Annotated in this window: 27 protein-coding genes; 25 read left to right on the plus strand and 2 right to left on the minus strand. The window is 47.9% G+C overall.

The features are described 5' to 3' along the window. Nucleotides 1-45: 45 nt before the first annotated feature. From AC0THY_RS13480 to AC0THY_RS13500, 5 genes are read left to right on the plus strand one after another with little or no spacing between them, the layout of a single operon-like run. Nucleotides 46-444: a methylglyoxal synthase gene (locus tag AC0THY_RS13480; protein ID WP_489991115.1), complete on the plus strand. Its 399-nt coding sequence runs from the start codon at nt 46-48 to the stop codon at nt 442-444. Then, nucleotides 420-2111: a Na/Pi cotransporter family protein gene (locus AC0THY_RS13485; RefSeq protein ID WP_489991116.1), complete on the plus strand. Its 1692-nt coding sequence runs from the start codon at nt 420-422 to the stop codon at nt 2109-2111. Before AC0THY_RS13480 ends, AC0THY_RS13485 begins: the two co-directional genes overlap by 25 nt. A 12-nt stretch (nt 2112-2123) precedes the next feature. Further along, nucleotides 2124-2804 (plus strand): winged helix-turn-helix domain-containing protein, encoded by a 681-nt coding sequence (locus AC0THY_RS13490; RefSeq protein WP_489991117.1) that lies wholly within the window; start codon nt 2124-2126, stop codon nt 2802-2804. Further along, a complete protein-coding gene (locus AC0THY_RS13495) occupies nt 2801-4471 on the plus strand; it encodes a sensor histidine kinase (protein ID WP_489991118.1) in 1671 nt (556 codons plus the stop codon). The genes AC0THY_RS13490 and AC0THY_RS13495 overlap by 4 nt, the downstream gene beginning before the upstream one ends. A gap of 32 nt (nt 4472-4503) precedes the next feature. Then, complete coding sequence (locus tag AC0THY_RS13500) at nt 4504-4788, plus strand: zinc-ribbon domain-containing protein (protein ID WP_489991119.1); 285 nt, start codon at nt 4504-4506, stop codon at nt 4786-4788. A gap of 191 nt (nt 4789-4979) precedes the next feature. On the opposite strand, the gene AC0THY_RS13505 is transcribed toward AC0THY_RS13500, so the two are convergent. Further along, nucleotides 4980-6146, minus strand: coding sequence for an IS110 family RNA-guided transposase (locus tag AC0THY_RS13505; RefSeq protein WP_489991120.1), 1167 nt, complete (start codon nt 6144-6146; stop codon nt 4980-4982). Nucleotides 6147-6633: 487 nt separating this feature from the next. On the opposite strand from AC0THY_RS13505, the gene AC0THY_RS13510 reads away from it, so the two are divergent. The 8 genes from AC0THY_RS13510 to AC0THY_RS13545 all read left to right on the plus strand — a co-directional run bounded on the left by AC0THY_RS13510 (nt 6634) and on the right by AC0THY_RS13545 (nt 13008). After that, nucleotides 6634-7590 carry a phosphate ABC transporter substrate-binding protein gene (locus AC0THY_RS13510; protein ID WP_489991121.1) on the plus strand — a complete coding sequence of 319 codons (957 nt, stop codon included), beginning with the start codon at nt 6634-6636 and terminating at the stop codon, nt 7588-7590. Between the two features lie 22 nt (nt 7591-7612). After that, nucleotides 7613-8506, plus strand: a complete 894-nt coding sequence (gene pstC, locus AC0THY_RS13515; RefSeq protein WP_489991122.1) for a phosphate ABC transporter permease subunit PstC — start codon at nt 7613-7615, stop codon at nt 8504-8506. An 11-nt stretch (nt 8507-8517) separates the two neighbouring features. Further along, nucleotides 8518-9591 carry a phosphate ABC transporter permease PstA gene (gene pstA / locus AC0THY_RS13520; RefSeq protein WP_489991123.1) on the plus strand — a complete coding sequence of 358 codons (1074 nt, stop codon included), beginning with the start codon at nt 8518-8520 and terminating at the stop codon, nt 9589-9591. A gap of 21 nt (nt 9592-9612) precedes the next feature. Next, nucleotides 9613-10362, plus strand: coding sequence for a phosphate ABC transporter ATP-binding protein PstB (gene pstB, locus AC0THY_RS13525; protein ID WP_489994197.1), 750 nt, complete (start codon nt 9613-9615; stop codon nt 10360-10362). 15 nt (nt 10363-10377) lie between these two features. Continuing rightward, the gene (gene phoU, locus AC0THY_RS13530; protein WP_489991124.1) at nt 10378-11043 is read left to right on the plus strand and encodes a phosphate signaling complex protein PhoU; all 666 of its coding nucleotides are present in this window, start codon (nt 10378-10380) and stop codon (nt 11041-11043) included. A 284-nt stretch (nt 11044-11327) separates the two neighbouring features. Then, the gene (rsmD, locus tag AC0THY_RS13535; protein ID WP_489991125.1) at nt 11328-11891 is read left to right on the plus strand and encodes a 16S rRNA (guanine(966)-N(2))-methyltransferase RsmD; all 564 of its coding nucleotides are present in this window, start codon (nt 11328-11330) and stop codon (nt 11889-11891) included. Next, nucleotides 11888-12388 (plus strand): pantetheine-phosphate adenylyltransferase, encoded by a 501-nt coding sequence (gene coaD, locus AC0THY_RS13540; protein WP_489991126.1) that lies wholly within the window; start codon nt 11888-11890, stop codon nt 12386-12388. The genes rsmD and coaD overlap by 4 nt, the downstream gene beginning before the upstream one ends. Next, nucleotides 12388-13008, plus strand: coding sequence for an ATPase (locus AC0THY_RS13545; RefSeq protein ID WP_489991127.1), 621 nt, complete (start codon nt 12388-12390; stop codon nt 13006-13008). The genes coaD and AC0THY_RS13545 overlap by 1 nt, the downstream gene beginning before the upstream one ends. On the opposite strand, the gene AC0THY_RS13550 is transcribed toward AC0THY_RS13545, so the two are convergent. Further along, nucleotides 13003-13941, minus strand: a complete 939-nt coding sequence (locus tag AC0THY_RS13550; RefSeq protein ID WP_489991128.1) for a nucleoside recognition domain-containing protein — start codon at nt 13939-13941, stop codon at nt 13003-13005. The genes AC0THY_RS13545 and AC0THY_RS13550 overlap by 6 nt on opposite strands. Nucleotides 13942-14062: 121 nt before the next feature. Here AC0THY_RS13550 and AC0THY_RS13555 point away from each other — a divergent pair, with 121 nt between their 5' ends. The 12 genes from AC0THY_RS13555 to hisG all read left to right on the plus strand — a co-directional run bounded on the left by AC0THY_RS13555 (nt 14063) and on the right by hisG (nt 25298). Beyond that, nucleotides 14063-14899, plus strand: a complete 837-nt coding sequence (locus AC0THY_RS13555; RefSeq protein WP_489991129.1) for a M23 family metallopeptidase — start codon at nt 14063-14065, stop codon at nt 14897-14899. Nucleotides 14900-14971: 72 nt separating this feature from the next. Next, nucleotides 14972-15775: a GTP pyrophosphokinase gene (locus AC0THY_RS13560; RefSeq protein WP_489991130.1), complete on the plus strand. Its 804-nt coding sequence runs from the start codon at nt 14972-14974 to the stop codon at nt 15773-15775. Nucleotides 15776-15796: 21 nt separating this feature from the next. After that, nucleotides 15797-17158 (plus strand): RsmF rRNA methyltransferase first C-terminal domain-containing protein, encoded by a 1362-nt coding sequence (locus AC0THY_RS13565; protein WP_489991131.1) that lies wholly within the window; start codon nt 15797-15799, stop codon nt 17156-17158. Beyond that, the gene (locus AC0THY_RS13570) at nt 17158-17880 is read left to right on the plus strand and encodes a pseudouridine synthase (protein WP_489991132.1); all 723 of its coding nucleotides are present in this window, start codon (nt 17158-17160) and stop codon (nt 17878-17880) included. The genes AC0THY_RS13565 and AC0THY_RS13570 overlap by 1 nt, the downstream gene beginning before the upstream one ends. Beyond that, a complete protein-coding gene (locus AC0THY_RS13575; protein ID WP_489991133.1) occupies nt 17874-18551 on the plus strand; it encodes an HAD family hydrolase in 678 nt (225 codons plus the stop codon). Before AC0THY_RS13570 ends, AC0THY_RS13575 begins: the two co-directional genes overlap by 7 nt. Further along, the gene (locus AC0THY_RS13580; protein WP_489991134.1) at nt 18541-20424 is read left to right on the plus strand and encodes a YgiQ family radical SAM protein; all 1884 of its coding nucleotides are present in this window, start codon (nt 18541-18543) and stop codon (nt 20422-20424) included. The genes AC0THY_RS13575 and AC0THY_RS13580 overlap by 11 nt, the downstream gene beginning before the upstream one ends. 16 nt (nt 20425-20440) lie before the next feature. Continuing rightward, complete coding sequence (locus tag AC0THY_RS13585; protein WP_489991135.1) at nt 20441-21214, plus strand: SDR family NAD(P)-dependent oxidoreductase; 774 nt, start codon at nt 20441-20443, stop codon at nt 21212-21214. A gap of 38 nt (nt 21215-21252) precedes the next feature. Next, a complete protein-coding gene (locus AC0THY_RS13590; RefSeq protein WP_489991136.1) occupies nt 21253-21855 on the plus strand; it encodes a hypothetical protein in 603 nt (200 codons plus the stop codon). Between the two features lie 44 nt (nt 21856-21899). Then, nucleotides 21900-22907: an RluA family pseudouridine synthase gene (locus tag AC0THY_RS13595; RefSeq protein ID WP_489991137.1), complete on the plus strand. Its 1008-nt coding sequence runs from the start codon at nt 21900-21902 to the stop codon at nt 22905-22907. Then, on the plus strand, nt 22879-23418 hold the full coding sequence (locus AC0THY_RS13600) for a Holliday junction resolvase RecU (RefSeq protein WP_489991138.1): 540 nt from the start codon (nt 22879-22881) through the stop codon (nt 23416-23418). The genes AC0THY_RS13595 and AC0THY_RS13600 overlap by 29 nt, the downstream gene beginning before the upstream one ends. 121 nt (nt 23419-23539) lie before the next feature. Continuing rightward, entirely contained in the window at nt 23540-24652 is a 1113-nt protein-coding gene (hisZ, locus tag AC0THY_RS13605; protein ID WP_489991139.1) for an ATP phosphoribosyltransferase regulatory subunit, read from the plus strand. Between the two features lie 10 nt (nt 24653-24662). Then, the gene (gene hisG, locus AC0THY_RS13610; RefSeq protein WP_489991140.1) at nt 24663-25298 is read left to right on the plus strand and encodes an ATP phosphoribosyltransferase; all 636 of its coding nucleotides are present in this window, start codon (nt 24663-24665) and stop codon (nt 25296-25298) included. The last annotated feature ends 21 nt before the right edge of the window (nt 25299-25319 follow it).

Consider the following 25319-nt stretch of genomic DNA (forward strand, 5'->3'; position numbering starts at 1 on the left):
GACCCGGAACGCTATGATCCAAAAAATATTTTGAGGTAAAAGAAAATGAATGTAGGTTTGATCGCACACAATGAAAAGAAAAATTTGATTGAAGATTTTTGCCTTGCGTATAAACGTATTTTGGAAAAGCATCAACTGTATGCAACAGGAATTACAGGGCGCAGGATTGAAGAGGTAACAAATTTAAAAGTACATAAATTTCTTCCTGGCAGTATAGGCGGAGATAAGCAGTTTCAGGAGACAATCTGCCGCAATGGTCTGGATGTGGTCATCTTTTTCTACAATCCGGTGATGACAGATCCGAGGGAGCCGGACATTGACCGCATTTCGAAGTGCTGTGACCAGTACAATATTCCCATTGCCACCAATATAGCCACCGCAGAATCTCTTATTCTTGGGTTAGCCAATGGAGATCTGGAATGGAGAGAGCAGATATGTCCATAAATGATGTTGAAAACCTGTTTTTATTTGCAGGCGGCCTCGGAATGTTTCTTTTCGGAATGCACAGCATGTCCGATGGTATCCAGAAATCCACAGGAAAAAAGATGCAGGAGCTTCTGGGAATCCTGACTAATAACCGTTTTCTGGCAGTGATTGTCGGGGCCCTTATTACTGCAATCATCCAAAGCAGCGGCGCCACCACAGTAATGGTAGTCGGGTTTGTAAATGCCGGGATTATGAGCCTTACCCAGGCGGTGGGCGTTATCATGGGAGCCAATATTGGTACCTGCATCACATCCTGGATTGTTTCGCTGGGACAGCTGGGAGACAGCTTTAAAGCAATGTCTCCCTCTTTATATGCTCCTCTTTTGGTGGGAGTGGGCGCATTTTTTATTATGTTTTCCAAAAAACAGAAAAAGCAGACAGTGGGAGAGATTATCATTGGTTTGGGGCTTTTGTTTATAGGTCTGGATTTTATGAAAAATTCTGCTTCGTCCTACACAGAGCTTCCGATTTTCACTCAGGCTTTTGCCCTGTTTGGCAGCAATCCCTTCCTGGGCATTGCCATCGGCGCCATTGTAACCGGAATCATGCAGAGCTCCTCAGCCTCTGTGGGTATCCTTCAGACGCTTGCGGCAACGGGAGCGGTGGTTACCACCAGCTCTGCCATCTATATCAGCCTTGGGTCTAATATCGGCTCCTGCTTTACTGCTCTTTTGTCGAGCCTTGGAGCGCCCAGAAATGCTAAGAGGGCGGCAGTGATCCATCTGACCTTCAATGTGATCGGCGCTGTTATTTTTGGAACAGCAATGTATATTTTATTCCAGTTTACCCCAACTTTTGCAAACGGCAGTATTGACAGTGTGGGTATTTCTATTTTCCATACCGTGTTCAATATTATCTGTACGGCAATTCTGTTCCCGTTTGCCAATAAACTGGTCTCTCTATCCGGTTTGATTGTGAAGGAACACGTGGAGAGCGTGGACACTGCGGTGGATAATGATGAGGCGCTGACCCTGCGTCATCTGGACAGGCGTATTCTGGAAACACCGTCCTTTGCTGTGGAAAATGCGATTTTAGAGGTGGTCCATATGGGCAGGATTACCACAGAAAATCTTCAGAGGGCCTGTGAAGTGGTACTTGGCTTTGACAAAAAGAAGGTGGAGCAGGTCTATGAGACAGAACAGACCATTAATCGCATGGAGAAGCTGATCACAGAGTATCTGGTGCAGATTAGCAACCTGTCTCTCAATGAAGACCAGCACAATATTATAAACAATTTGTTCTATTCAGTCAGCGATATCGAGCGTGTGGGAGATCATACGGAAAACATCGTGGAGCTGATCGATACAAAGGATGGCGTGCCAATCAGCTTTTCAGAAGAGGCCAGCAGAGAGATGGAAGAGATTATGGGTCTGGTTTCCAATGCCTTTACCTATGCCATGAAGGCCAGGGAAGAAGAGAGCGTGGAGGCAGCCGTCAAGGTGGGGAAATATGAGGATATGGTGGACAACATGGAGGAGGAGCTGAGAGAAAAGCACATCGAGCGCCTCTCAAAGCAGCTTTGCAACCCCACCAATGGTGTTGTGTTTTTGGATATTATCAGCAATCTGGAACGAATTTCGGATCATGCATACAACCTTGCCGGATATGTAATGTCCGAACATTAGAGGAAGGAATTTATGGCAGCAATTATTTACTGTGTGGAAGATGATGCAAATATTAGAGAGCTGGTTGTCTATGCGTTGAAGACAGCAGGCTATGAATCCTTTGGATTTGAAAATGCCGTTTGCTTTTATCAGGGAATGAAGGAGCAGCAGCCGGATCTGATCCTGCTGGATATTATGCTTCCGGATGAAGATGGGATTTCCATCTTAAAGAAAGTCAGAAGTGAGAAGCACTACAGGGAGATTCCGGTCATTATGCTCACAGCCAAAACTGCGGAGTATGATAAGGTTCTGGGGTTGGACAGCGGTGCAGATGATTATGTGACTAAACCATTTGGGGTGATGGAATTGATCTCCAGAGTAAAAGCAGTGCTCAGGCGCACGGAAAAAGCGCCTGCCGACGAACTTGTCCTGGAGGATCTGAGGGTGGATGAACAGAAGCACGAGGTGTATGTGCAGGACAAACAGGTGGTGCTGACTTATAAAGAGTTCGAACTTCTGGTATATCTGCTGAAAAACAAAGGGATTGTTCTGTCGAGGGATAAGATCCTGGATGTAATCTGGAATTACGAATACGAGGGGGAGAGTCGGACCGTGGATGTGCACATAGGCTCTCTCAGACAGAAACTGGGACCCTGCGGTGATATGATAAAAACCATCCGCGGTGTGGGGTACAAGATAGGAGATTCAAAGTGAAAAAGCGGATTTATAAAAATATCCTGGGATTGGCTGTGCTGACCATAGTGCTGATTTCCGGGATCTTTGTATCTTTTTTTAATGTCACCCTACACTCGGAGATTGAGCAGCAGATGCGGATAGAGGCTTCCTATGCTGAGACAGCCTATGAGGATGGAGGAGTGGAGGGGGAACTATTCAAAGAAATCGCCGCCGGTGAGGAGCTGCGTATTACCCTGGTTGACAAAAATGGGGAAGTAAAGTATGACAACGCTGTCAGGGCGGACACCATGGGTAATCACCTGGACCGTCCGGAGATAAGAGAAGCGCTTAAAGAGGGCTCAGGCTCTATCATTCGCCGTTCCAGTACCATGCAGATGGAGACTTACTATCTGGCGGTCCTGATGCCGGATGGAATGATTTTAAGGCTGGCCAGACAAAAGAACAGTCCGTTCCAGACTTTTCTGCGTCTTCTGCCTGTACTGGGGGCTGTGGCAGCACTTATTCTTTTGTGCGCTTATCTGATTGCGTACAAACTGGCAGGCGGAATAGCCCGCCGTGTCAATGAGATTGACCTGCATCATCCCTCCAGGGAGTCTGATTTTCCGGAACTCTGGCCCTTACTTCACCGTATTGAGAAGCAGAATACTCAGTTAAAGGAGCAGATGACGAATCTGCTGGAGCAGGAGCAGAAGTTTAACACCATCACCAACAATATGAATGAGGGATTGATCCTCCTGGACACGGATTCCCGAATCCTCTTTATCAATCGAAGCTGCAAAGAGCTGTTTAATGTGCCCACCATGCACTATGAGGGAAAGCAAATCTCTTTGTTTAACAGGAGTGAGCAGTTAAATGAAACGGTAGCGATGGCCTTAAAGGGAGAGACCTACAGTGCCATGCTGAAGCTACCGGAAAAGCAGGTACAGTTTTTCGGCAATCCTGTTCTGGAGAATGGACAGGTAAAGGGTGCGGTTCTGATTGTTTTGGATGTCACTTCCAATCAGAAGGCAGAGCAGTTGCGAAAGGAATTTTCTGCCAATGTATCCCATGAGCTGAAAACGCCCCTTACGTCTATCTCAGGCTATGCAGAACTGATACGTAATGGAATGGTCAGGTCAGATGACATCCCTGCGTTTGCCGGAAAGATCTACGATGAGGCAGCCAGGCTGATTGCTCTGGTTAACGATATCATTAAAATAAGCCAGTTAGATGAGAGGGATTCCAGGCAGAATAAGGAGACCGTGGATCTCTACGCAGTGGCCGAGGAGGTCAAAACCCGTCTTCTGCCCGTGGCCGAAAAGAATGATGTGGAAGTGAGGCTGGAGGGGCAGCCGGTGAAAGTGGTGGCTTCCCGGCAGATGATGTATGATTTGATTTACAATCTCTGCGAGAACGGCATTAAATACAATGTGACCGGAGGTTTTGTGACAACTTCAATTTATGAGGACGAGGATGGGCATCCGATTATACGTGTTTCGGACACGGGAATAGGAATTCCCATGGAGTATCAGGAACGGATTTTTGAACGCTTTTACCGTATCGACAAGAGCCATTCCAAACAGACTGGCGGAACCGGACTGGGGCTTTCCATTGTCAGACATGTGGTGGAATACCAGGGAGGATATATTGAGATTCACAGCAACCAGGAGGAGGGGACCACAATCACCATCCATCTGGAATCCTGAGTGCCCTGTGATAGAAAACGGAGGTAGAAAGAATGTATTGCAGACATTGCGGAAAACAAATACCCGAAGATTCCGAATTTTGTCCGGGCTGTGGAAAACCTACGGATTTGGAACCCCAGGAACCCGTAAAACCGGATAGCAGCAGGCAGGTTTGGGTCATGCTGGCTTCTGCATTGGGGTTTATTCTCATTGTGATCTGCCTGATATGGATATTGGGGGCTGTCACAGGAGTACAGAAATCCAATACGCAGGAAAGTGAGAGCGTTGAGGAGCAGACCAGTGAAAATGTCTATGACACCCTGGGGGCTTTGGATTGATAACAGTTTTAGAAGGAATACGGCACAGTTTGGCAGGAGCAATCCGGTTAGACTGTGTTTTTTGTATCATAGACTAACTATGTCAAGTGTTTTTTTGAAAGTTAGTTAAATATGTTTTTTCAACCTTGATAATTGCATGACAAATAAAGCACCTATACAGCTGCTTTGAGAAGTATGTTATAAGAAAAAAATTACTTGCTGTATGCAGTATGATGCATTTCCATACTGTATAGAGTTCTGACCAGCTTCTTGGCTACATGAGATACTGCCACATTGTAGTGCTTTCCCTCAGAGAGTTTTTTCTGAAGAAACTCCTTGAACGTATTGTCCCATTTTCCAACATTTTTAGCGGCAGTAAAGAGTGCATACCGCAGGTATTTGGAACCTCGTTTCACCATTTTTGCATGAGTCGAAGTATATTGGCCTGATTGATAAATGGAGGGCTCCATTCCAGCAAAGGCAAGTATTTTTTCGGCCGATGAAAAATTAGAGAAATCACCAACTTCAGCATGGATCATAGCCGCAGTAATGTAGGAAATGCCAGGTATTGTAATGAATGGAGAATCACTTTCCTTGATGATATCCTTGATTCTTACTTCAACAATGCTGATTTGCTCTCGGAGGAGTCTGATACGGGCAATCGTCTGCTGCATTTCAAGCTTGAGTATTCCATCACTGGTTCCAATGGACTGCATTGCGGCATTGCGTATTTCAATAGCTTTCTCCCGGCCATAGTGTCCTTTGGAGTATTTCCGGAGAAGATTTGTAAGATGTGTCAGATTAGCATTTGAAACAGCAGCAGCATCAGGATATGCAGACATAAGCTGATACACAGAATTCACCTGTAATTGGTGAACAATCTTTTCTAACTCAGGAAAGATAATATTCATAAGTCTTGAAAAAGAGACTTTTAAGACAGAACAATCCTGCACCAGATTGAAACGGTATCTGGTTAGTGACTTGAGTTCTTTTCTATGGTATGATACAGGTACGTAGGGCGTAAGCTTCTGGGTCATAAGCATTGATACGATAGAGTGAACATCGGCCTTATCCGTCTTAGTCTTTCTAAAGCTTAGACTTTTTCTGTAAAGACTGGTATGTAACGGATTGATAATGAAAATAGGAAGATTTTTGTTAACGAGAAACTCTGTAATGTTGTTGCTATAATGACCGGTTGCTTCCAGCCCTATTTTCATTTGGGAGAAATTGTCAGAGCAGGATTGGATACGAGAAAAAAGTAATTCAAATCCCTCCAGAGAGTTAGAAAAGGTAAAGTTATCAAATAGAATATCACCATCAGAATTAGAGATAAGGCAGTCATGCTTATCTTTGGAAATATCGATACCAATGCAGATCATAGTAATGCTCCTTTGCAATGTATTGACACTGTATGGAGAACCCACAGAACTGCCTGCTATGTAGCCTCGTGCGAAATAAAACGTCATGCGTTATCTAACTGATTAACATTAAAGCAGACAACCGTGGTTAGAGCCTATGCTCAAACGTCAAAGCGTTAGGAAAGTTCAACTAATCCACAGTGTCTATAAACAGTATACTCATTCAAGAACAGAATGGGGAACTAATAATAATTTAACATACGAGGAAAGTCCTTCGGAATTCCCTATGATACAAAAAGCCCTCCGGGCGGGATCGCACTGCGGCGGAGTGGAAGATGGCTGCCAGGGCAGCCCCGCCGCAGGCGGAGAATCCTGCGCGCAGGATTCTTTTTTGTTACCATAGTTATCATTTTACACAGATTTTACATGAATCAAATCATTTTCTGACCTCTTTCCTTTAAAATACAGTCTTGTAAAACAACATTACATATTTGGAGGAATGAATATTATGAAGAAATTATTGGCAATGACAGCTATGGGAATTATGGTGCTTAGCCTTTCCGCGTGTGGGAGCAATTCACAGGAGACAACAGCCTCCACTCCGGCGTCTGCCGCCGATGGAGCTGAGCAGACAACATCTCCCTCAGAGAACACAGCCGCAGAGACACCGGCTCCCGAGACTACCGTGGCCAGTGAAGCTGCCCCGGAGGCAGGGAGTGCCAGCGGAACAATCGTGATCACAGGATCTACCTCTGTGGAGAAGATTCTCAATGATATGAAGGATGAGTTTGAGGCACAGAATCCGGATGTAAGCATTGAATATACGGGAAGCGGGTCTTCCGCAGGAATAGCGGACACAAAGGCTGGGACCAATAACATAGGAGCCGCTTCCAGGGAACTGAAAGAGGATGAGGTTGAGGAAGCGTTAAAGACAGAGGTATTTGCCTATGACGGGATTGCGGTGATCGTGAACCCTGCAAACGAGGCGGTTGCCGACATTTCTGCGGAGCAGCTGGCAGACATCTACTCCGGGAAAATTACAAACTGGAGCGAGGTGGGTGGAAACGATGCGGACATCTTTGTGGTATCCCGCGAGGAGAGTTCAGGCACCAGAAGCGCCTTTGAGGAATTGATCGGCCTGGAAGACGCCGGCGGCCTGACCGGAAATGCGGCAGTGTCAGAGGGAAATGGTCCGGTACAGGCAGCGGTTGCGGGAAATGAGAATGCAATTGGCTATGTGTCGTTTTCCTTTATTGACGAAACGGTGAAGCCTTTGACTGTGGGCAGCGTGGAAGCTACCGCGGAGAATGCCAAATCCGGCGATTATCCTCTGAGCAGACCCTTCCTTTTCTGCTACTACGAGGACAAGGTGACGGACGCAGGGAAAGCCTTTCTGCAGTTTGCGCTCTCAGAAGAAGGGCAGGCAGCTGTGGAAGAGCACGGCGGAATCAAAGTGACGGAGTAATGATCCGGAAAGGACATTCTATATGAATCAGATGAACCGAAATGTAAAACGGGATTTTCTCGAAAAAGCTGTTGAGGCAATCTTTTTGGTCTGTGCCCTGGCAGGAGTGGTTTCGGTAATTGCCATTATAGTATTTGTCTTTTACAAAGGACTGCATCCATTTTTTGGCCAGGACGCCTACAGCTTTGTGGATTTCATCACAGGCACAAGGTGGGCGCCCGGCCAGGATATATACGGAATCTTTTATATGATTGTAGGCTCTGTTTTCTCTACTCTGGGAGCTATCGTCATAGGGGTGCCCATCGGTGTGCTGACTGCTGTGTTTATTTCAGAGATCGCACCAGAGGGTGCGGTAAAAGTAATCAAGCCGGCAGTGGAACTTCTCGCCGGCATTCCGTCTGTACTGTACGGTGCCTTTGGTCTGGGGATTGTTGTGCCCATGATCAAGGCGATTTCTCCGGAGGTACAGGGACAGTCCTTATTGGCAGTTATCATTGTACTCACCATTATGATTTTACCTACCATCGTCTCTCTGTCGGAGAGTGCGCTGCGGGCGGTACCTAAGTCTTACCGGGAGGCATCCCTGGGACTGGGGGCTTCCAAAATGCAGACCATTTTTAAGGTGGTACTCCCCGCTGCAAAGTCAGGCGTTCTCTCGGCTACGGTCCTGGGAGTAGGGCGTGCCATTGGCGAGACCATGGCAGTCATGATGATCGCCGGAAACCCCACACAGGGGCTGCCGTCTGGACTCTGGTCCATGGTGCGCCCTCTGACAACCAATATCGCAATGGAGATGAGCTATTCATCGGGGCGGCAGCAGGAGATGCTATTTGCCACAGGTGTCATCCTGTTCTTTTTTATCATGATTGTGAATCTCACGCTACTGAAACTTACACATAAGGCAGGTGAAAAATAGTGAGTCGAAAAATGAAAGACAAATTGACGCAGGGAGCTGTCTATGCATCCGCAGGCTTTACGGTGCTGATTCTTGTGGTAATTATCGGATTTATAGTCATAAAGGGAGCGCCCGGGATCAACCTGCATTTTCTGACCAGCGGCTATGAGGATAAAACTACTTATGTGACACTTGCATTGGGGGTTCCTGCGGATGCGGTAAAGGCCGGGGAAGTCCCGGAACTGGGGGTAACACTTCATGAGGATGAGGCCGGAGAACTTGCCGTTACAGGCATCACCAGCGATTCACCCTTAAAAACCGGTGTGAATCCAAAGGGGGAATCCTATCCAGTCAAAAAGGGGGATCAGATCACCAAAGCTGAGAATGTGGATCAAAATACTTTGAAACTGAAGGTGGTGCGTCCCGGCGGCGGTATTGTGCCTATGGTGGTGACCACCATGTATATGATCGGGTTGTCTCTTTTCATAGCGGCTCCTATAAGCATTATGGCAGCAATCTATCTCATCGAGTATGCAAAGCCGGGCCGCCTCATGTCCACCATCCACTTTGCCATAGAAAACCTGGCAGGAATTCCATCCATAATCTACGGGCTTTTTGGCTCCCTCTTTTTTGTGAAAGTGTGTCAGCTTCAGTATTCTATTCTGGCGGGCGCGCTGACAGTGAGCATTATTCTGCTTCCCACTATTATCACGACAACAGAGGAGTCTCTGAAGGCGGTTCCAAAGACGTACCGGGAGTCCTCTCTGGGACTTGGGGCAACCAGACTTCAGACAATTACAAAGGTGGTGCTGCCAAATGCGCTGCCCGGAATTTTGGTGGCAGTCCTGCTCAGTATCGGAAGAATCGTGGGAGAATCAGCAGCCCTCCTGCTGACAGCCGGAACGGTTGCGCAGATACCGGGAGCACTCTTTGGAAATTCAGCCAGCGGCGCCACATTGACTATAAAAATGTATACCCTGATGAAGGAAGAAAATGATCTGACTACAGCCTGTGCAATTGGTATTGTGCTGCTGGTAATCATTATAGCGATCAACTTTGCCTCCAAAATGGTTACCAAAAAACTTTTACAGAAAAAAGGAGCTTAGCACATGATGGAAGGAAACAGAATGCCTAAGTTTACAGTAAAGGATTTAAGCCTTTACTATGGGGACTTTAAGGCTTTAAATAAAATAAATATGGAGATGCCCCGCAATGAGATTATCGCATTTATCGGACCGTCCGGCTGTGGAAAATCAACTTTTTTAAAGACAATAAACCGGATGAACGATCTGGTGGAGGGTGTTAAGATTGATGGGCATATTTATCTGGATGACACAGATATTTACAGTGACATTGATGTGATCAAGCTGCGCCAGAGAGTTGGGATGGTCTTTCAGCAGCCGAATCCATTTCCCATGAGTATCTATGACAATGTGGCTTACGGCCCCAGGATTCATGGTATTAAGAAAAAAGCACAGCTGGATGAGATTGTGGAGCGCTCCCTGCGTCAGGCAGCTATTTGGGATGAGGTAAAGGATAGGCTTAAAAAAAATGCTCTTGGAATGTCCGGCGGACAGCAGCAGCGTATCTGCATCGCCAGAGCCCTGGCTGTGGAGCCGGAGGTTATATTGATGGATGAACCCACCAGCGCCCTGGACCCAATATCCACATTGAAAATCGAGGATCTGGCCGTGGAATTGAAGGAGAAGTATACGATTGTCATTGTCACACACAATATGCAGCAGGCCAGCCGTATCTCAGACAAAACGGCGTTTTTCCTGACAGGCGATGTAATTGAATATGGAGATACGGAACAGATCTTCAGCAATCCAAGGGAAAAAAAGACGGAAGATTATATTACCGGAAGATTTGGTTAAGGGGGGAGAATGTACATGACAACCAGAAAAGTATATATAGCAGAGCTGGAGGAGCTTACGGATCAGGTCAACCAGATGGGGACACAGCTGGAGCATATGATCGATCAGGTGATAAAGGCACTGACGGACTTGGACCTGGATATGGCTGTATCCATTATCAGGGAGGACGATATCATTGATGACATGGAGCGGAGAATTGAGCGCACTTGTATCACATTGGTGGCAAAACAGCAGCCGGTTGTGGCAACGGATCTGCGCAGGGTAACGTCCATCATGCGTCTGATCTCAGATGTGGAGCGGATTGCGGATCATTGCGGGGATATTGCGGAGTACATCATAGAACTGGCAAAAGAACCGGAGATCTCTATGCCCAAAGGACTGCTGGAAATGTTCCGGCATATGCGCAGCATGGTATCCAGAACCATTAACAGCTTTATAGAAGAGAATATAGAGGTGATTAACCAGATTGTGAGGGATGACGATGTGGTGGATGGCTACTTTGATTCCATTAAAGAGGAACTAATCACCTCCATGAAAAATAATCCGGAGCATATGAGAGCTTATGTGGATTATCTTCTGATTGTAAAATATGTGGAGCGTATGGCTGACCATGCAACGAACATTGCGGAGTGGGTGGCCTTTATCATAACAGGAGATTTGGAGGAATATATGAACTCCTAACAGGACTTTATAGAAATTTAATAAAATTTACCGATCCGACCAGGTCATTTTTGAAAAATGACCTGGTCGGATTTGCGCTTGACAGTTTCTATTGGGAACTACTATAATAGATGAGAAGTAGCTATTCGGCAGGTTTGCGCATTTTTACTGCGCAAGCCGTAAGAAAATGATTCAGGAGCGCAAAAATCCCATCACCGGAGGTGATCTTAAATGGATTTTTGCATGTAACTGTGAAGGTGCTGAACAGTTACGATGAGAAAAGCATATGACAAAGGATTACACACATGAGAGTAATTGCAGGCAAAGCCAGAAGGCTTCCGTTAAAAACCGTTCCGGGGCAGAATACCAGACCTACCACGGACCGGATCAAGGAAACATTGTTTAATATGATACAGGACGAGCTCTATGGAATCCGTTTTCTGGACCTGTTTGCAGGCAGCGGTGCCATCGGTATCGAGGCGTTGAGCCGGGGGGCTGCGAGGGCTGTGTTTGTGGAGGATGACCGCAGGGCAGTAAGCTGCATCCAGGAGAACCTGGCCTTTACCAGACTTGAGGGAGGGGAGATTCTCTCTATGGAGGTGTTGGCCGCACTGGAACGTTTGAAGAGGGAGCCTTCCTTTGAGGTGGTCTTTATGGACCCTCCTTATCGGAAGGAGTGGGAGAGGAAAGTTCTGGAAATTCTTGCAGATTCTCCTGTGATAACAGATCACAGCCTGGTGATTGTGGAGGCGGCTCTGGATACGGATTTTTCTTATCTGGAGGCACTTGGATACATCCTATTGAAACGCAAAGAATATAAGACGAATGCCCATATGTTCCTGCAGAGGGCAAAAGGAGAGAAAAAATGAAAAGAGCTGTTTATCCCGGAAGTTTTGATCCGGTTACTTACGGACATCTGGATGTCATAGCGCGTTCTGCCTCACTGGTGGACGAGCTCATCGTGGGCGTTCTGAACAATAATACGAAATCACCGTTGTTTTCTGTCGAAGAACGTGTTAATATACTATTGGATGTGACTAAAGATATTAGTAATGTACGTGTAGAATCTTTTTGCGGACTGTCTGTAGATTTTGTAAAGAGATGTGATGCACAGTTCATTGTCCGGGGCCTGAGGGCGATTACGGACTTTGACTACGAGCTTCAGATGGCCCAGACGAACCATATTATGAACCCAGAGATTGATACCATTTTTCTGACTACCAGTTTGGAGTACGCTTATTTAAGCTCCACCACAGTAAAGGAAGTGGCCGCCTTTGGAGGCGATATCTCAAAATTTGTTCCGCAGATTGTCGTTGACCAGATTTATAATAAAATATGGGAAAAAAAGAATAAGGAGAGAATCTAATGAGCAGCAGAATTGAACAGATCATTGAAGAAATCGAAGAATACGTAGACAGTTGTAAATTTCAGCCCCTTTCTTCTACCAAGATCGTGGTAAATAAAGAGGAGTTGGAAGAGCTTTTAAGAGAACTCCGAATGAAAACTCCGGATGAGATCAAACGATATCAGAAGATTATCAGCAACAAGGATGCCATCCTGGCAGATGCCCAGTCCAAGGCAGATTCCCTGATCGCAGACGCACAGGCGAAACAGCAGCAGATGATTGAGGAGAGCGAGGTTATGCAGCAGGCATATGAGCAGGCAAATGACCTTCTGGAAAAAACAAATACACAGGCTCAGGATATTCTCGACAATGCGACCAACGATGCCAACAGTATCCGTATGGGCGCCCTGCAGTATGCAGATGAGATGCTGGAGAATCTGGAAAAGATCATGAGCCACACCATAGACACCGCAGGCACCAAGTACAACAATTTCATCAATTCGATCCAGTCCTGCTATGATATTGTAAATAAGAACCGCAGGGAACTGTCCCCGCAGGCTGCTCCTACCAACTATGTATCCGCACCTGCGCCGGAACCCATTGCTCAGCAGCAGGAATATGAAGAGGAAACCGGTTTATAGGGATAATCCGGTCAAAAAGCAGGCTGTCAGCAGTGCAGCCAGTATACTGATGATGATTTTCGAGCGTACATATTTCCCGAGGGAGAGATGTGCGCTTTTTATTACGCTGTTGGTCTGAGCAATGGCGGACAAGCCGCCGAAGGAACACAGAACCGTCAGCAGGAGATAACGGAATTTTCCAGTAAAACATGAAGTCACAGCCGGTATTCCATTTGTGATTTCCGTGATTCCACTGAGGACTGCTTTTGACTCGGCAGAGAGTGCGGGGATAATACCTATGATTCCAGAAATAATGGCAAACAGCATCACATATCCGCCCAGCTTCACAATGGTGGCTACCCCGTCCATGATACAGCCGTCGATCAGGGAAAAGCTGACCCGGCTCTTGGGAATCTGGGACTGTTTGGACATATCCGGATAGAGCCGGTGTTTTCTGCGGTAGGAGGGGTTCAGAAAAATCCCCCACAGGATAGGTGCTCCGTAGAGAATCAACAGGGTAGGGACGGTGAGAGCCGGCGCCTTCAGATTTGCGGTCACCAGAAAGGTGATGATAAAAGAAGGACTGATGTTGTTGCAGAATTCCAGAAGGTACTCTGCTTCCTCCCTGGATATTTGTTCGGTATTTCTCAAATCCGCCAGTACTTTTGCTCCCATGGGATACCCGCAGAGGAAGCCGATGACCAGTGCGTAGGTGCCGGAGGAAGAAAGGCGCAGGAGTCGGTAAAAGAGGGGGGAGAGGACGGATACCATAGGCCGGATCAGCCCTGCCTGAATCAAAAAGTTAGATAGAATCATAAAAGGAAGCAGGGTGGGAAGCAGGGTGTCAAACCACAGGTGGAGTCCGTTTCTGGAAGCGCTCAAAGCATCGGAGGGAAACAGCAGTAGAAAGCAGAGAATCCCGCCCACACCCAGTCCGTAGAGAATTTTTTTCATAGCTGCTCCAGGGCTTTTTTACACTATATGCTCTGAAGAACAGGAAATGCCTGAAAGAGAAGAGTTCTATTATGTCAAAGACGTGCATATAATAGTTTGGATGTAGAAAATGGATGTGTGTATGAAAAAAATTATCCAATCGCTTATCTGCATTTTCCTGCTTTGCGGCTTGATCTCGGATCTTCTGAATGTATGCAGCGTTTTCGGAAAGATCATGAATTTGACCGCAGACATATCCGAGACAGCCGTTTTCCGCAAACAGCAGTTGTCGGAGGAAGGACTGGAAATCTTAAAGCAGGTCAGCCAGGAAAGCGGCATTTCCAAGGGGGAGCTGCTGGCTGTCTGGATGCCGCAGTCAAGGTTTGCTCTGTCCTCCTCCAGGAGTCTCACGGCGGAAAATTATGCCCTCTGGTCAGGATACCTGAAAAAATACCGGGAAGAGCCCTACCGGGAACTCATGGCCAGCTATCAGGCCATTTGGGATGACTTGGTCTATTTTCCGGTGGACTCAGAAGTTACATACGAGGACTCCTGGATGTACGAACGCAATTATGGAGGTGAGCGGGGACATGAAGGCACTGATTTGATGCCTCCGGAGAATATCCGCGGGAAATACCCTGTGATGAGTATCACAGAAGGGGTAGTGGAAAAGATCGGCTGGCTGGAAAAGGGCGGCTACCGGATAGGAGTGCGCAGCCCCCATGGAGGTTACTTTTACTACGCTCATCTTTCCTCCTACGGAAGAGAGTTCAAAGTGGGAGATAAGGTCTATCCCGGGGAATTGTTAGGGTACATGGGAGATACAGGATACAGCAAAATCGAAGGCACTACAGGAAATTTTGATGTACATCTGCATCTGGGAATCTACATACGCACCGCCCACCTACAGGAGCTGAGCATAAATCCGTATTGGATACTGAGGTACCTGGAAGGGTATAAGTTGAAATATAGGTATTGAGTATGATATAATAAAAATACTGGCCATAGATGGGCGGGAACTGCAAAGAACGCATAAACAAGGAGATATAGTATGGAGATACAATTATGGAGAGAAATATTAGATCCATATGAGCTGGCAGTCAAAGAGCTGACCGTGAAATTTAACCACTTAATCAAAGAACATAAGGCCCGTGGTCTCTATTCCCCCATCGAGCAGGTAAATGGGCGCGTGAAAACCATTTCCAGCATTTTGGATAAGGCGCAGAAAAAGAAGATTCCTATTGAAGAGATAGAGGAGAAACTGGAGGACATAGCGGGCATCCGTATTATCTGCCAGTTCGTGGAAGATATTCAGAAGGTTGTGGAGATCATTCACAACCGGACGGATATGGAAGTGAAGAGTGAAAAAGATTACATTACAAATATGAAAGAAAGCGGATACCGCAGTTACCATATTATCGTTTACTATGAGGTACAGACACTAAAAGGAAGTAAACGGATACAAGCGGAGATTCAGATCCGCACTCTGGCCATGAATTTCTGGTCCACCATTGAGCACTCTCTGCAGTATAAGTACAAGGGCAGCATACCGGAGCACATCAGACTGAAGCTGAGCAGTGCGGCGGATGCCATTATCCTGTTGGACAATGAGATGTCTTCCGTGCGCAGTGAGATCATGGATGCACAGAATTCCTTTCAGATTCAGGCAAACCTGGTGTCGGATATACTGAATAATATTCAGAACCTCTATCACCTGGCAAACAAGAGGGAAATCGTCCAGATTCAGGATGAGTTTTACAGGATTTACGAACAGAATGACATAGAGCAGTTAAAACGCTTTCAGAAGCAGCTGGACATCATTGCGGAGGGTTACCGGGCACAGTCCACTCACTGACAGAAAGTACAGGAGATACCAATGAATCTTCCCGAAACATTTATCGAGAACATGAGAGAGCTCTTAGGAGCGGAGTACGAAAATTATATAGAGAGCTATGAGAAGCCAAAGGTTCAGGGACTCAGGGTGAACACAGGGAAAATAGCGGTGGAGGATTTTTTAAAGATTACCCCCTTCTCCCTGACTCCGGTTCCCTGGACCACAAACGGCTTTTTCTATTCAAACGAGGATGCTGTGACAAAGCATCCTCATTACTATGCCGGGCTTTATTACATACAGGAGCCCAGCGCCATGATTCCAGCATCCAGGCTTCCCATAGAGGAGGGGGACCGTGTACTGGATCTGTGTGCGGCTCCTGGGGGAAAGGCCACGGAACTGGCAGCCAGGCTGAAGGGAACAGGAGTTCTCGTGGCAAATGACATCAGCAATTCCAGAGCCAAGGGGCTGCTGAAAAATCTGGAGCTATTCGGCATGGGCAACATTCTTGTAACCAGCGAGAAGCCTGAAGATCTTCTGAAATATTTTGAAGGGTTTTTTGACAAGATTCTAGTGGATGCTCCCTGCTCCGGAGAGGGAATGTTCCGCAGGGAACCAGCAATGATCCGGGACTGGGAGAAGAGAGGACCCTCATACTACGCCCCCATTCAAAGACAAATCGTAAAATGTGCTGTACAGATGCTGAGGCCGGGCGGAATGCTTATGTATTCCACCTGCACTTTTTCCAGACTGGAGAATGAGGAGAATATATCTGCCTTGCTGGATCAGTCAGGGCAGCTCACACTGGAGCATATCGAACATGGGCCCTGTTTCAGCCATGGCTATCTGCCGGGTACAGTAAGGATGTGGCCTCACAGGTCTCCGGGGGAGGGGCATTTTGCCGCACTGCTGAAAAAAGATGTGGGGAGAGAGCAAAGTGTAAAGAAAGGGCAAGCAGGGAAGAAAAGAGATGTCCCATTCCCCAGGGAGACGGAAGAATTTCTGGCTCTCATCCCAGCATTACATCCTGTAAAATACAGACGTGAGTTCCGGGACAACCGGGCTTACCTGCTGCCTGAGGATCTTCCGACGATTCGGGGACTGCGTTTTTTGCGCACAGGGCTTTACCTGGGTGAGTGTAAGAAGAATCGCTTTGAACCCAGCCAGGCACTGGCTATGAACCTGCGGGCAGAGGACTATCCCTTCTGCCTGTCCATGAGCTCTGAAGATCCCCGTGTCCTGCGGTATTTAAAAGGAGAGACCGTGGAACTTGTGGAGCAGGAGGAGAAAGCTTTAAAGGGAGGCTGCTGGGTGCTGGTGTGTGTGGACGGCTATTCCCTGGGATGGGCAAAGCTGGTCAACGGCTCTCTCAGGAACAAATATTATCCGGGATGGAGGCTGATGTGATGGCACAGATCCGATTGGATAAATTTTTGGCAGGCGCGGGTCTGGGCACCAGAAGTGAGGTAAAAAACTATATTCGCATAGGCCAGGTAACAGTGGACGGCAGGGTGGTCAAAAAGCCGGAGGCAAAGATCGATGAGGAGAACGCGCAGGTCTGGGCTGCAGGCCGGAGGCTTACCTACACCCAGTTTGAATATTACATGCTACACAAGCCCGCAGGGTGTGTCACCGCAACAAAAGACAACCAGTGTGCAACTGTGATGGACTATGTGACATCCTCCAGAAAGGGAGAGCTTTTTCCGGTAGGGAGACTGGATAAGGACACAGAGGGTCTGCTTTTAATTACCAACGACGGGGCTCTTGCCCATGAGCTGCTGTCACCGAAAAAGCATGTGGAAAAGACATACTATGCCCGGATCAGGGGGCTGGTGACCGCAGAGGATGTCCGGAAGTTTCAGGAGGGCCTGGACATCGGTGACGCTAAACCCACCCTTCCGGCCAGGCTGAAGATCCTGGCCCCGGGAGAGGAGTCAGAGGTACTGGTGACGGTATGCGAGGGAAGGTTTCATCAGGTAAAGCGCATGTTTGAGACAGTGGGAAAAACCGTTGTGTACTTAAAGCGCCTTTCCATGGGCCCCCTGGCGCTGGATGAAAATCTGCCTGCCGGGGCCTGCAGGCTGCTGACAGAAGAAGAACAGAAGAGATTAAGAGGATTGCTATGTTAAACAATATTGATGCGGTGATTTTTGATTTGGACGGGACACTGGTGGACTCCATGTGGATGTGGGAGGAGATTGATATTCTCTTTTTGAATCGGTTTGGAATTTCTCTGCCGCCTACTCTGCAAAAAGAGATCGAGGGGATGAGCTTCACGGAGACAGCTATTTATTTTAAAGAAACCTTTCAGCTTCCCCAAAGCCTGGAGGAGATCAAACAGGAGTGGTATAACATGGCACTCGACAAGTATGCCCATGAGGTTCCCTTAAAGAAAGGGGCAATGAACTTTCTAAAGGAGCTAAAGAACAGGGGAATACATACGGGGATCGCCACGAGCAATGGTATCCGTCTGGTGGAAGCCTGTATGGATTCCCTGGGGCTTCACAGCTACATTGATGTGGTGTGCACCGCTTGTGATGTGTCAAAGGGCAAGCCTGCGCCTGATATTTATTTGAAGGTAGCCAAAGATCTGGAGGCGGACCGCCGGAAATGCCTTGTGTTTGAGGATGTGCCTATGGGAATCCTGGCAGGGAAGAATGCCGGCATGCGGGTATGCGCTGTGGAGGATGCATTTTCAGAAAATCAGCGTGTCCAGAAACGCAGAATTGCAGACTACTACATCCGCTCTTTTTCGGATATTGAGAACAACGCTTACGAGGTATTAAACCATGAAGAATAATTTTCTCCCCCTGACCCGCGAAGACATGCAGGATAGGGGACTAAAACAGCTGGATTTTGTGTATGTGATCGGGGATGCCTATGTGGATCATCCCTCCTTTGGACATGCCATTATCAGCCGGCTGCTGGAGGCCAACGGCTATTCTGTGGGGATCATTTCCCAGCCGGACTGGAGGGATGAGCACAGCATTGACCTGTACGGGCGCCCAAGGCTGGGCTTTCTGGTGTCAGCGGGAAACATGGATTCTATGGTAAACCATTACTCTGTGTCAAAGAAGCGCAGGGCAAAGGATTCCTTCACCCCAGGAGGGGTTATGGGAAAACGTCCGGACCACGCAACGGTGGTGTACTGTAATCTGATCCGGAGAACTTACCGGGATGTGCCCATTATCATTGGCGGAATTGAGGCAAGCCTGCGCAGACTTGCGCACTATGATTACTGGAGTGATTCCCTGAAACGCTCCATCTTGCTGGATTCCGGCGCAGATCTGTTGTCCTATGGTATGGGTGAACGGTCTATTCTGGAGATTGCCCAGGCTCTCGAGAGCGGACTGGCTGTGAAAGACATTACGTTCATTGACGGGACAGTATTTAAGACAAGAGATGCCTCCCTGATGTACGATCACATTATGCTCCCCTCCTATGAGGAACTGAAAAAAGACAGGGTGAACTACGCCAAGAGCTTTTACACTCAATACTGCAATACGGACCCCTTTTCTGGAAAACGTCTGGCAGAGACCTATGGAGAAAATCTTTTTGTGGTACAGAATCCGCCCGCAAAGCCTTTGAGCCAGTCTGAGATGGACCGCGTGTATGCACTGCCCTATATGCGCACCTATCACCCCTCCTACGAGGAGGCAGGGGGAGTACCTGCCATTGAGGAGGTAAAATACAGTCTGGTGAGCAATCGGGGCTGTTTTGGGGGCTGCAGTTTTTGTGCGTTGACTTTTCATCAGGGCAGGATCATACAGACCAGAAGCCACGAGTCCATACTGACGGAGGCCAATCAGTTTATCTGGGAGAAGGAGTTTAAGGGATATATTCACGACGTGGGAGGACCCACTGCCAATTTCCGCCACATGGCCTGCAATGCACAGGCCAAAAGAGGTGCCTGTCCCGGGAAACAATGTCTGTATCCCAGGCCCTGTAAAAATTTAAAAATTGATCACAGCGATTATCTAGAGCTTCTGAGAAAACTTCGGGAGCTTCCAAATGTTAAAAAGGTATTTATCCGATCTGGTATAAGATTCGACTATTTGATTTATGATAAGGATGAGACATTCTTTCGTGAACTGGTAGAACACCATGTGAGCGGGCAGCTAAAGGTGGCTCCCGAGCATGTGGCGGATAAAGTGCTGGCACGCATGGGAAAACCTGATAATTCCGTGTACAGACGCTTTGCAAAGAGATACCGGGAGTTAAACGGGGAAACAGGGAAAAAGCAGTATCTGGTACCCTATCTGATGTCCTCCCACCCAGGCTCCACCTTGAAGGAGGCGGTGGCATTGGCTGAGTATCTGCGTGATTTAGGGTATATGCCGGAACAAGTACAGGATTTTTATCCCACTCCCTCCACTATCTCTACCTGCATGTACTACACTGGGCTGGACCCTCGGACCATGGAGAAGGTTTATGTGCCGGTCAATCCCCATGAAAAGGCGATGCAGAGGGCTTTGATCCAATACCGGAACCCCAAGAATTACGAGCTGGTGGAAGAGGCGCTGGTAAAGGCCCATCGTGCGGATCTCATTGGCTATGAAAAGAAATGTCTTATACGTCCCAGGAGGGGCGCATCTGTTGAAAAAGCGGACCAGGGGCCAAAGCGGCCTGTAAAAAAGAAAAAGACCATTCGTAATGTGCACAAAAAGAAATGAGTAAGAGGTGACCTGTGTGAAAATTGCTATTGTAACCGGCGCGTCCTCCGGGATGGGTCGAGAATTCGTCAGACAGATTTCAGAAGATTATGTCTTCCTGGATGAGATCTGGGTGATTGCGAGAAATGCCAAGAAACTGAAAAGCCTCCGGAGAGAGGTAGACAAAAGGCTAGTGATCCTGCCTCTTGATCTGAGGAAACGGGAGGATCAGGAGATGCTGCGAAACAGACTTGTCCGGGAGGAGCCCAGAATCAAGCTGCTGGTCAATGCGGCGGGCATCGGAAAGATCGGGGACTTTGCGGAGCTTTCCCTGGACAGCCAGAGAGCGGCTGTGCGTTTAAACTGTGAGGGACTCACTGCGGTTACGTACCTGTGTCTGCCCTTTATGCATCCGGGAAGCAGGCTGATTCAGATGTCCTCCGCGGCTGCTTTTATTCCGCAGCCGGGGTTCGCCGTGTATGCGGCCACCAAGTCGTATGTGCTGAGTTTTTCCAGAGCTCTTCGCACAGAGCTCAGACCCAGAGGGATTACGGTCACTTCGGTGTGTCCCGGACCTGTGGATACCCCGTTTTTTGACAAGGCGGAAAAACTGCACTCCATGGCTGAGTTTAAGAAATCATTTATGGCCGCGCCTGAGGATGTGGTGGAAAAGGCCATCCGGGATGCAGCGGTAGGAAGGGAGCTCTCCATCTACGGGGGAGGCATGAAAACGCTGTTTGCAGCAGGAAAGCTGCTGCCCCACTGCTTTCTCATCTGGCTCACAGAATATATAAATCATTTTGAGAGCTAATCTGCAGGACACTTGGAGGAAGGATAAGGAAAATACAAATGAAAGTAAATAAAGGGGATTTGGGATATATCAAAGCACAGAAGAAAAAGAGAACCTGGATGACAGCCGGACTGTTTGCCCTGCCGCTGGCGATCTTTTTCACCGGCCTTTGGCAGACGGGGACTCGGCTGAATCTGTTCACTTTTGTGGCGATCATGGGATGTCTCCCGGCTGCCAGGTGTGCGGTTGGAATGGTTATGATTCTGATACAAAAGCCCGCAGAGGAGTCCTTTTACCGTGAGATGGAAAAAAGGGCGGGAAACCTGACAAGGGCTTACGAGCTGGTGATTTCCGCATATGAGAAGAATACGCCCATCGACGGCCTGGTGATCTGCGGCTATCACGTGGTGGGCTATACTAGCAGCCAAAAGGCGGATGTTGCTTTTGTGCAGAAGCATATACAGGAAATATTAAAAGGAAATGGATACCGGTCTGATGTGAAGATCTTTAAGGATGTGAAGCCCTATATGGACAGAGTGGCTTACCTGGCGAAAAACCAGGAAGAGATTGAGAAGGACATAACGTTTACCCCAAATGAATCCTATCCGGATCTGACCAGAAGCCAGCTGGTTAAGCATACAATTCTGGCCATCTCACTGTAGGGGAAAAGAATTGTAACAGACGGGATATGGAGAAAAATGACAGTATGAAGCAGATAACAGTATCGAAGAATGAAGCGGGCCAGCGTCTGGACAAGCTTCTGGCAAAGTATCTGAATAAGGCTCCCAAGAGCTTTATCTACAAAATGCTCCGCAAAAAGAATATCACGCTCAATGGGAAAAAGGCAGTGGGGAATGAGATTACCTGCCTTGGGGATGAGATCAAGCTGTTTCTCTCAGAGGATACATATGGAAAGTTTTCCGGAGTGCAGGTCCAGCGGGTGAAAGCTAAGCTGGACATTATCTATGAGGATGAACATATAGTGCTGGTGAACAAACCCTGCGGAATGTTGTCCCAAAAATCCGCTGCCTCCGATGTCTCTCTGGTGGAGTATCTGATCACCTACCTGTTGGAGGAGGGGTGTGTCACAGAGGAATCCCTTCAGGGATTCCGGCCTTCCATCTGCAACCGGCTGGACCGGAATACAAGCGGAATCATTGTGGCAGGCAAGTCCCTTGTAGGGCTTCAGCAGATGAGTGAGGCGCTGCGTCGCAGGACCATCCACAAATATTATCTCTGTATTGTCCAGGGACGAATCGAGGGGGAGGAGCTGATTGAGGGATGGCTTACAAAGGACGCGGGCCACAATCAGGTACATATCTCTCAGCAAAAGACAGGGGAAGACAGCGCATATATCCGCACCCGGTACTGTCCTCTTGGCAGCGGACGGCTGCACGGCGGCTTGGGGGTGACTCTGCTTAAGGTGGAGCTGATTACCGGACGCTCCCATCAGATCCGGGCACACCTGGCCTCTGTGGGGCATCCCATATTGGGAGATTCCAAGTACGGTCAGCCTGGGCTTAATGAAACTTTGCGTAAATCATTGGGACTTGCCCACCAGCTGCTGCACTCTTATCTCCTGGAAATGCCCGGGCTTGAGGGCGAGCTTCAGTATCTCGGGGGACGCGTTTTTACCGCTGCTCCCCCAACCCAGTTTTTGAAAATAGCAAAGGAGTGTGGACTGGATGGCTACCTGGAATTCAAGAGGGCTTAGGGGGTCCACGCTTGAGGAGCTGATCAACCGCTCCAACGAGCAGTATTTGGAAAAGGGGCTGGCCCTGATTCAAAAAATCCCCACCCCCATAACGCCCATACGGATTGACAAGGAGAACAGGCATATCACTCTGGCGTATTTTGACCAGAAAAGCACTGTGGACTATATCGGAGCTGTACAGGGAATCCCCGTGTGTTTTGACGCCAAGGAGTGTGTTTCGGATACCTTTGCCCTTCAGAATATCCATGCCCATCAGGTGCAGTTTATGGAGGCATTTGAAAGACAGGGCGGAGTGGCATTTTTAATTATTTTTTATACTGGGCGCAATGAAGTTTTTTACCTGCCTTACCGACAGATGAGAGTCTTTTGGGACAGAGCGCAGGCCGGGGGAAGAAAGAGCTTTCGCTACGAGGAATTGGATCAGGGCTTTTTGCTTCATTCCTCTGCTGGGATTTTAGTGCCCTATCTGGAAGCGATTCAGAGGGATTTGGATTTGCGGGAGGAGTCATGAGTGGGGAAAGGGATTGACTTTTGACAAGCCTTCCCTTATAATTGTAGAAGTTAATTTAAGATGTTAGCAAATTAGCACTTTAATGTACGAAAGCATAAGGAATGCTGTCCGGGAGGAGACTATGGATCAGAAACTTTTACATACACCGGAGGGTGTAAGAGATATTTATAATGAGGAGTGTGAGAGGAAGCTCACGCTTCAGGAGCAACTTCACAGTGTGATGAGACTTTACGGGTACCGGGACATTGAGACCCCCACCTTTGAGTTCTTTGATGTATTCAGCCAGGAGGTGGGGACGACTCCCTCCAAGGATCTGTACAAATTTTTTGACCGGGAGGGAAACACCCTGGTCCTTAGGCCGGACATTACCCCGTCCATCGCAAGAGCAAGCGCAAAATATTTTTCCAATGAGGAGGCACCCATTCGCCTCTGTTATGTAGGAAACACCTTTATAAACAACACCAGCTACCAGGGACGTCTCAAGGAAACCACCCAGCTTGGTGCGGAACTGATAGGAGATAATTCTGTGGATGCGGATGCGGAACAGATTGCCATGGTGATTGAAAGCCTGCTGGCAGCGGGACTGAAAGAATTTGAAGTGAGCATCGGACAGGTGGACTTTTTTAAAAGCCTGATTCAGGAGGCTGGGATAGACAGTGAGATGGAGGGCGAGCTGAAACTGCTCATCTCCAATAAGAACAACTTTGGGGTAGAAGAGATTCTGTCAAATCTCAGCATTGACAGGGAGCTAAAGGAGCTGTTCACCAGCCTTCCAAAGCTTTATGGAAACAGGGAAGTTTTGGATATGGCCAGGACTATGACGCACAGTGACCGGGCTCTGGCCTCCCTTGAGCGGTTGCAGAATATCTATGATATCCTCTGTATTTACGGCTATGAGCGGTATGTATCCTTTGATTTGGGTATGTTGAGTAATTACATGTATTACACTGGAGTGATTTTCCGAGCCTACACCTTTGGAACCGGGGATGCCATTGTAAAGGGCGGGCGCTATGACCAACTGCTGAAGCATTTTGGAAAGGATGCTGCCTCCATTGGATTTGTAGTTGTGATCGATCAACTGCTGACGGCCTTAAACCGGCAGAAAATTGAGGTGCCGGTCACCGGCGCGCCTACGGTTCTGCGCTATCGCGGGGAACAGAGGGAAGAGGTGATCAGGGAGGCAAAAAAGCTGCGCAGTGCAGGGCGGAATGTGGCTCTGGTGCGGGAAGAGTAGAGGTGTACATATGAGATATTTAACCTTTGCCCTGGGAAAAGGGCGCTTGGCCAAGACGACACTGGCCTTGTTTGAAAAAATAGGAATTACCTGTGAGGAGATGAAAGATCCCAGCTCACGTAAACTGATATTTGTAAATGAAGAACTGAAGCTGAAGTTTTTCCTGGCCAAAGGGCCGGATGTCCCCACCTATGTGGAATATGGCGCTGCGGACATAGGAGTGGTGGGCCGGGATACCATTATGGAGGAGCAGAGGAAGCTCTTTGAAGTGTTGGATTTGGGCTTTGGAAAATGCAGAATGTGTGTGTGCGGGCCGGAATCCGCAAAGGAGCTTTTACAGCATCAGGAGCTGATCCGGGTGGCCACAAAGTATCCCAATATCGCAAAAGATTATTTCTACAATAAGAAGCACCAGACTGTGGAAATCATTAAACTCAACGGTTCCATAGAGCTGGCTCCCATTGTGGGGCTCTCAGAGGTGATCGTGGATATTGTAGAGACCGGGACAACGCTCAGGGAAAATGGACTGGAGGTTTTGGAGGAGGTTTGTCCCCTCTCCGCCAGGGTGGTGGTAAACCAGGTGAGTATGAGAATGGAAAATGAACGGATTACTAAAATCCTGACGGATCTGAAGTCTGTTTTGTGATAAACTATGTTGCAACAAAGA

This window comes from Ruminococcus sp. 8Y-12 (genome assembly GCF_058119865.1).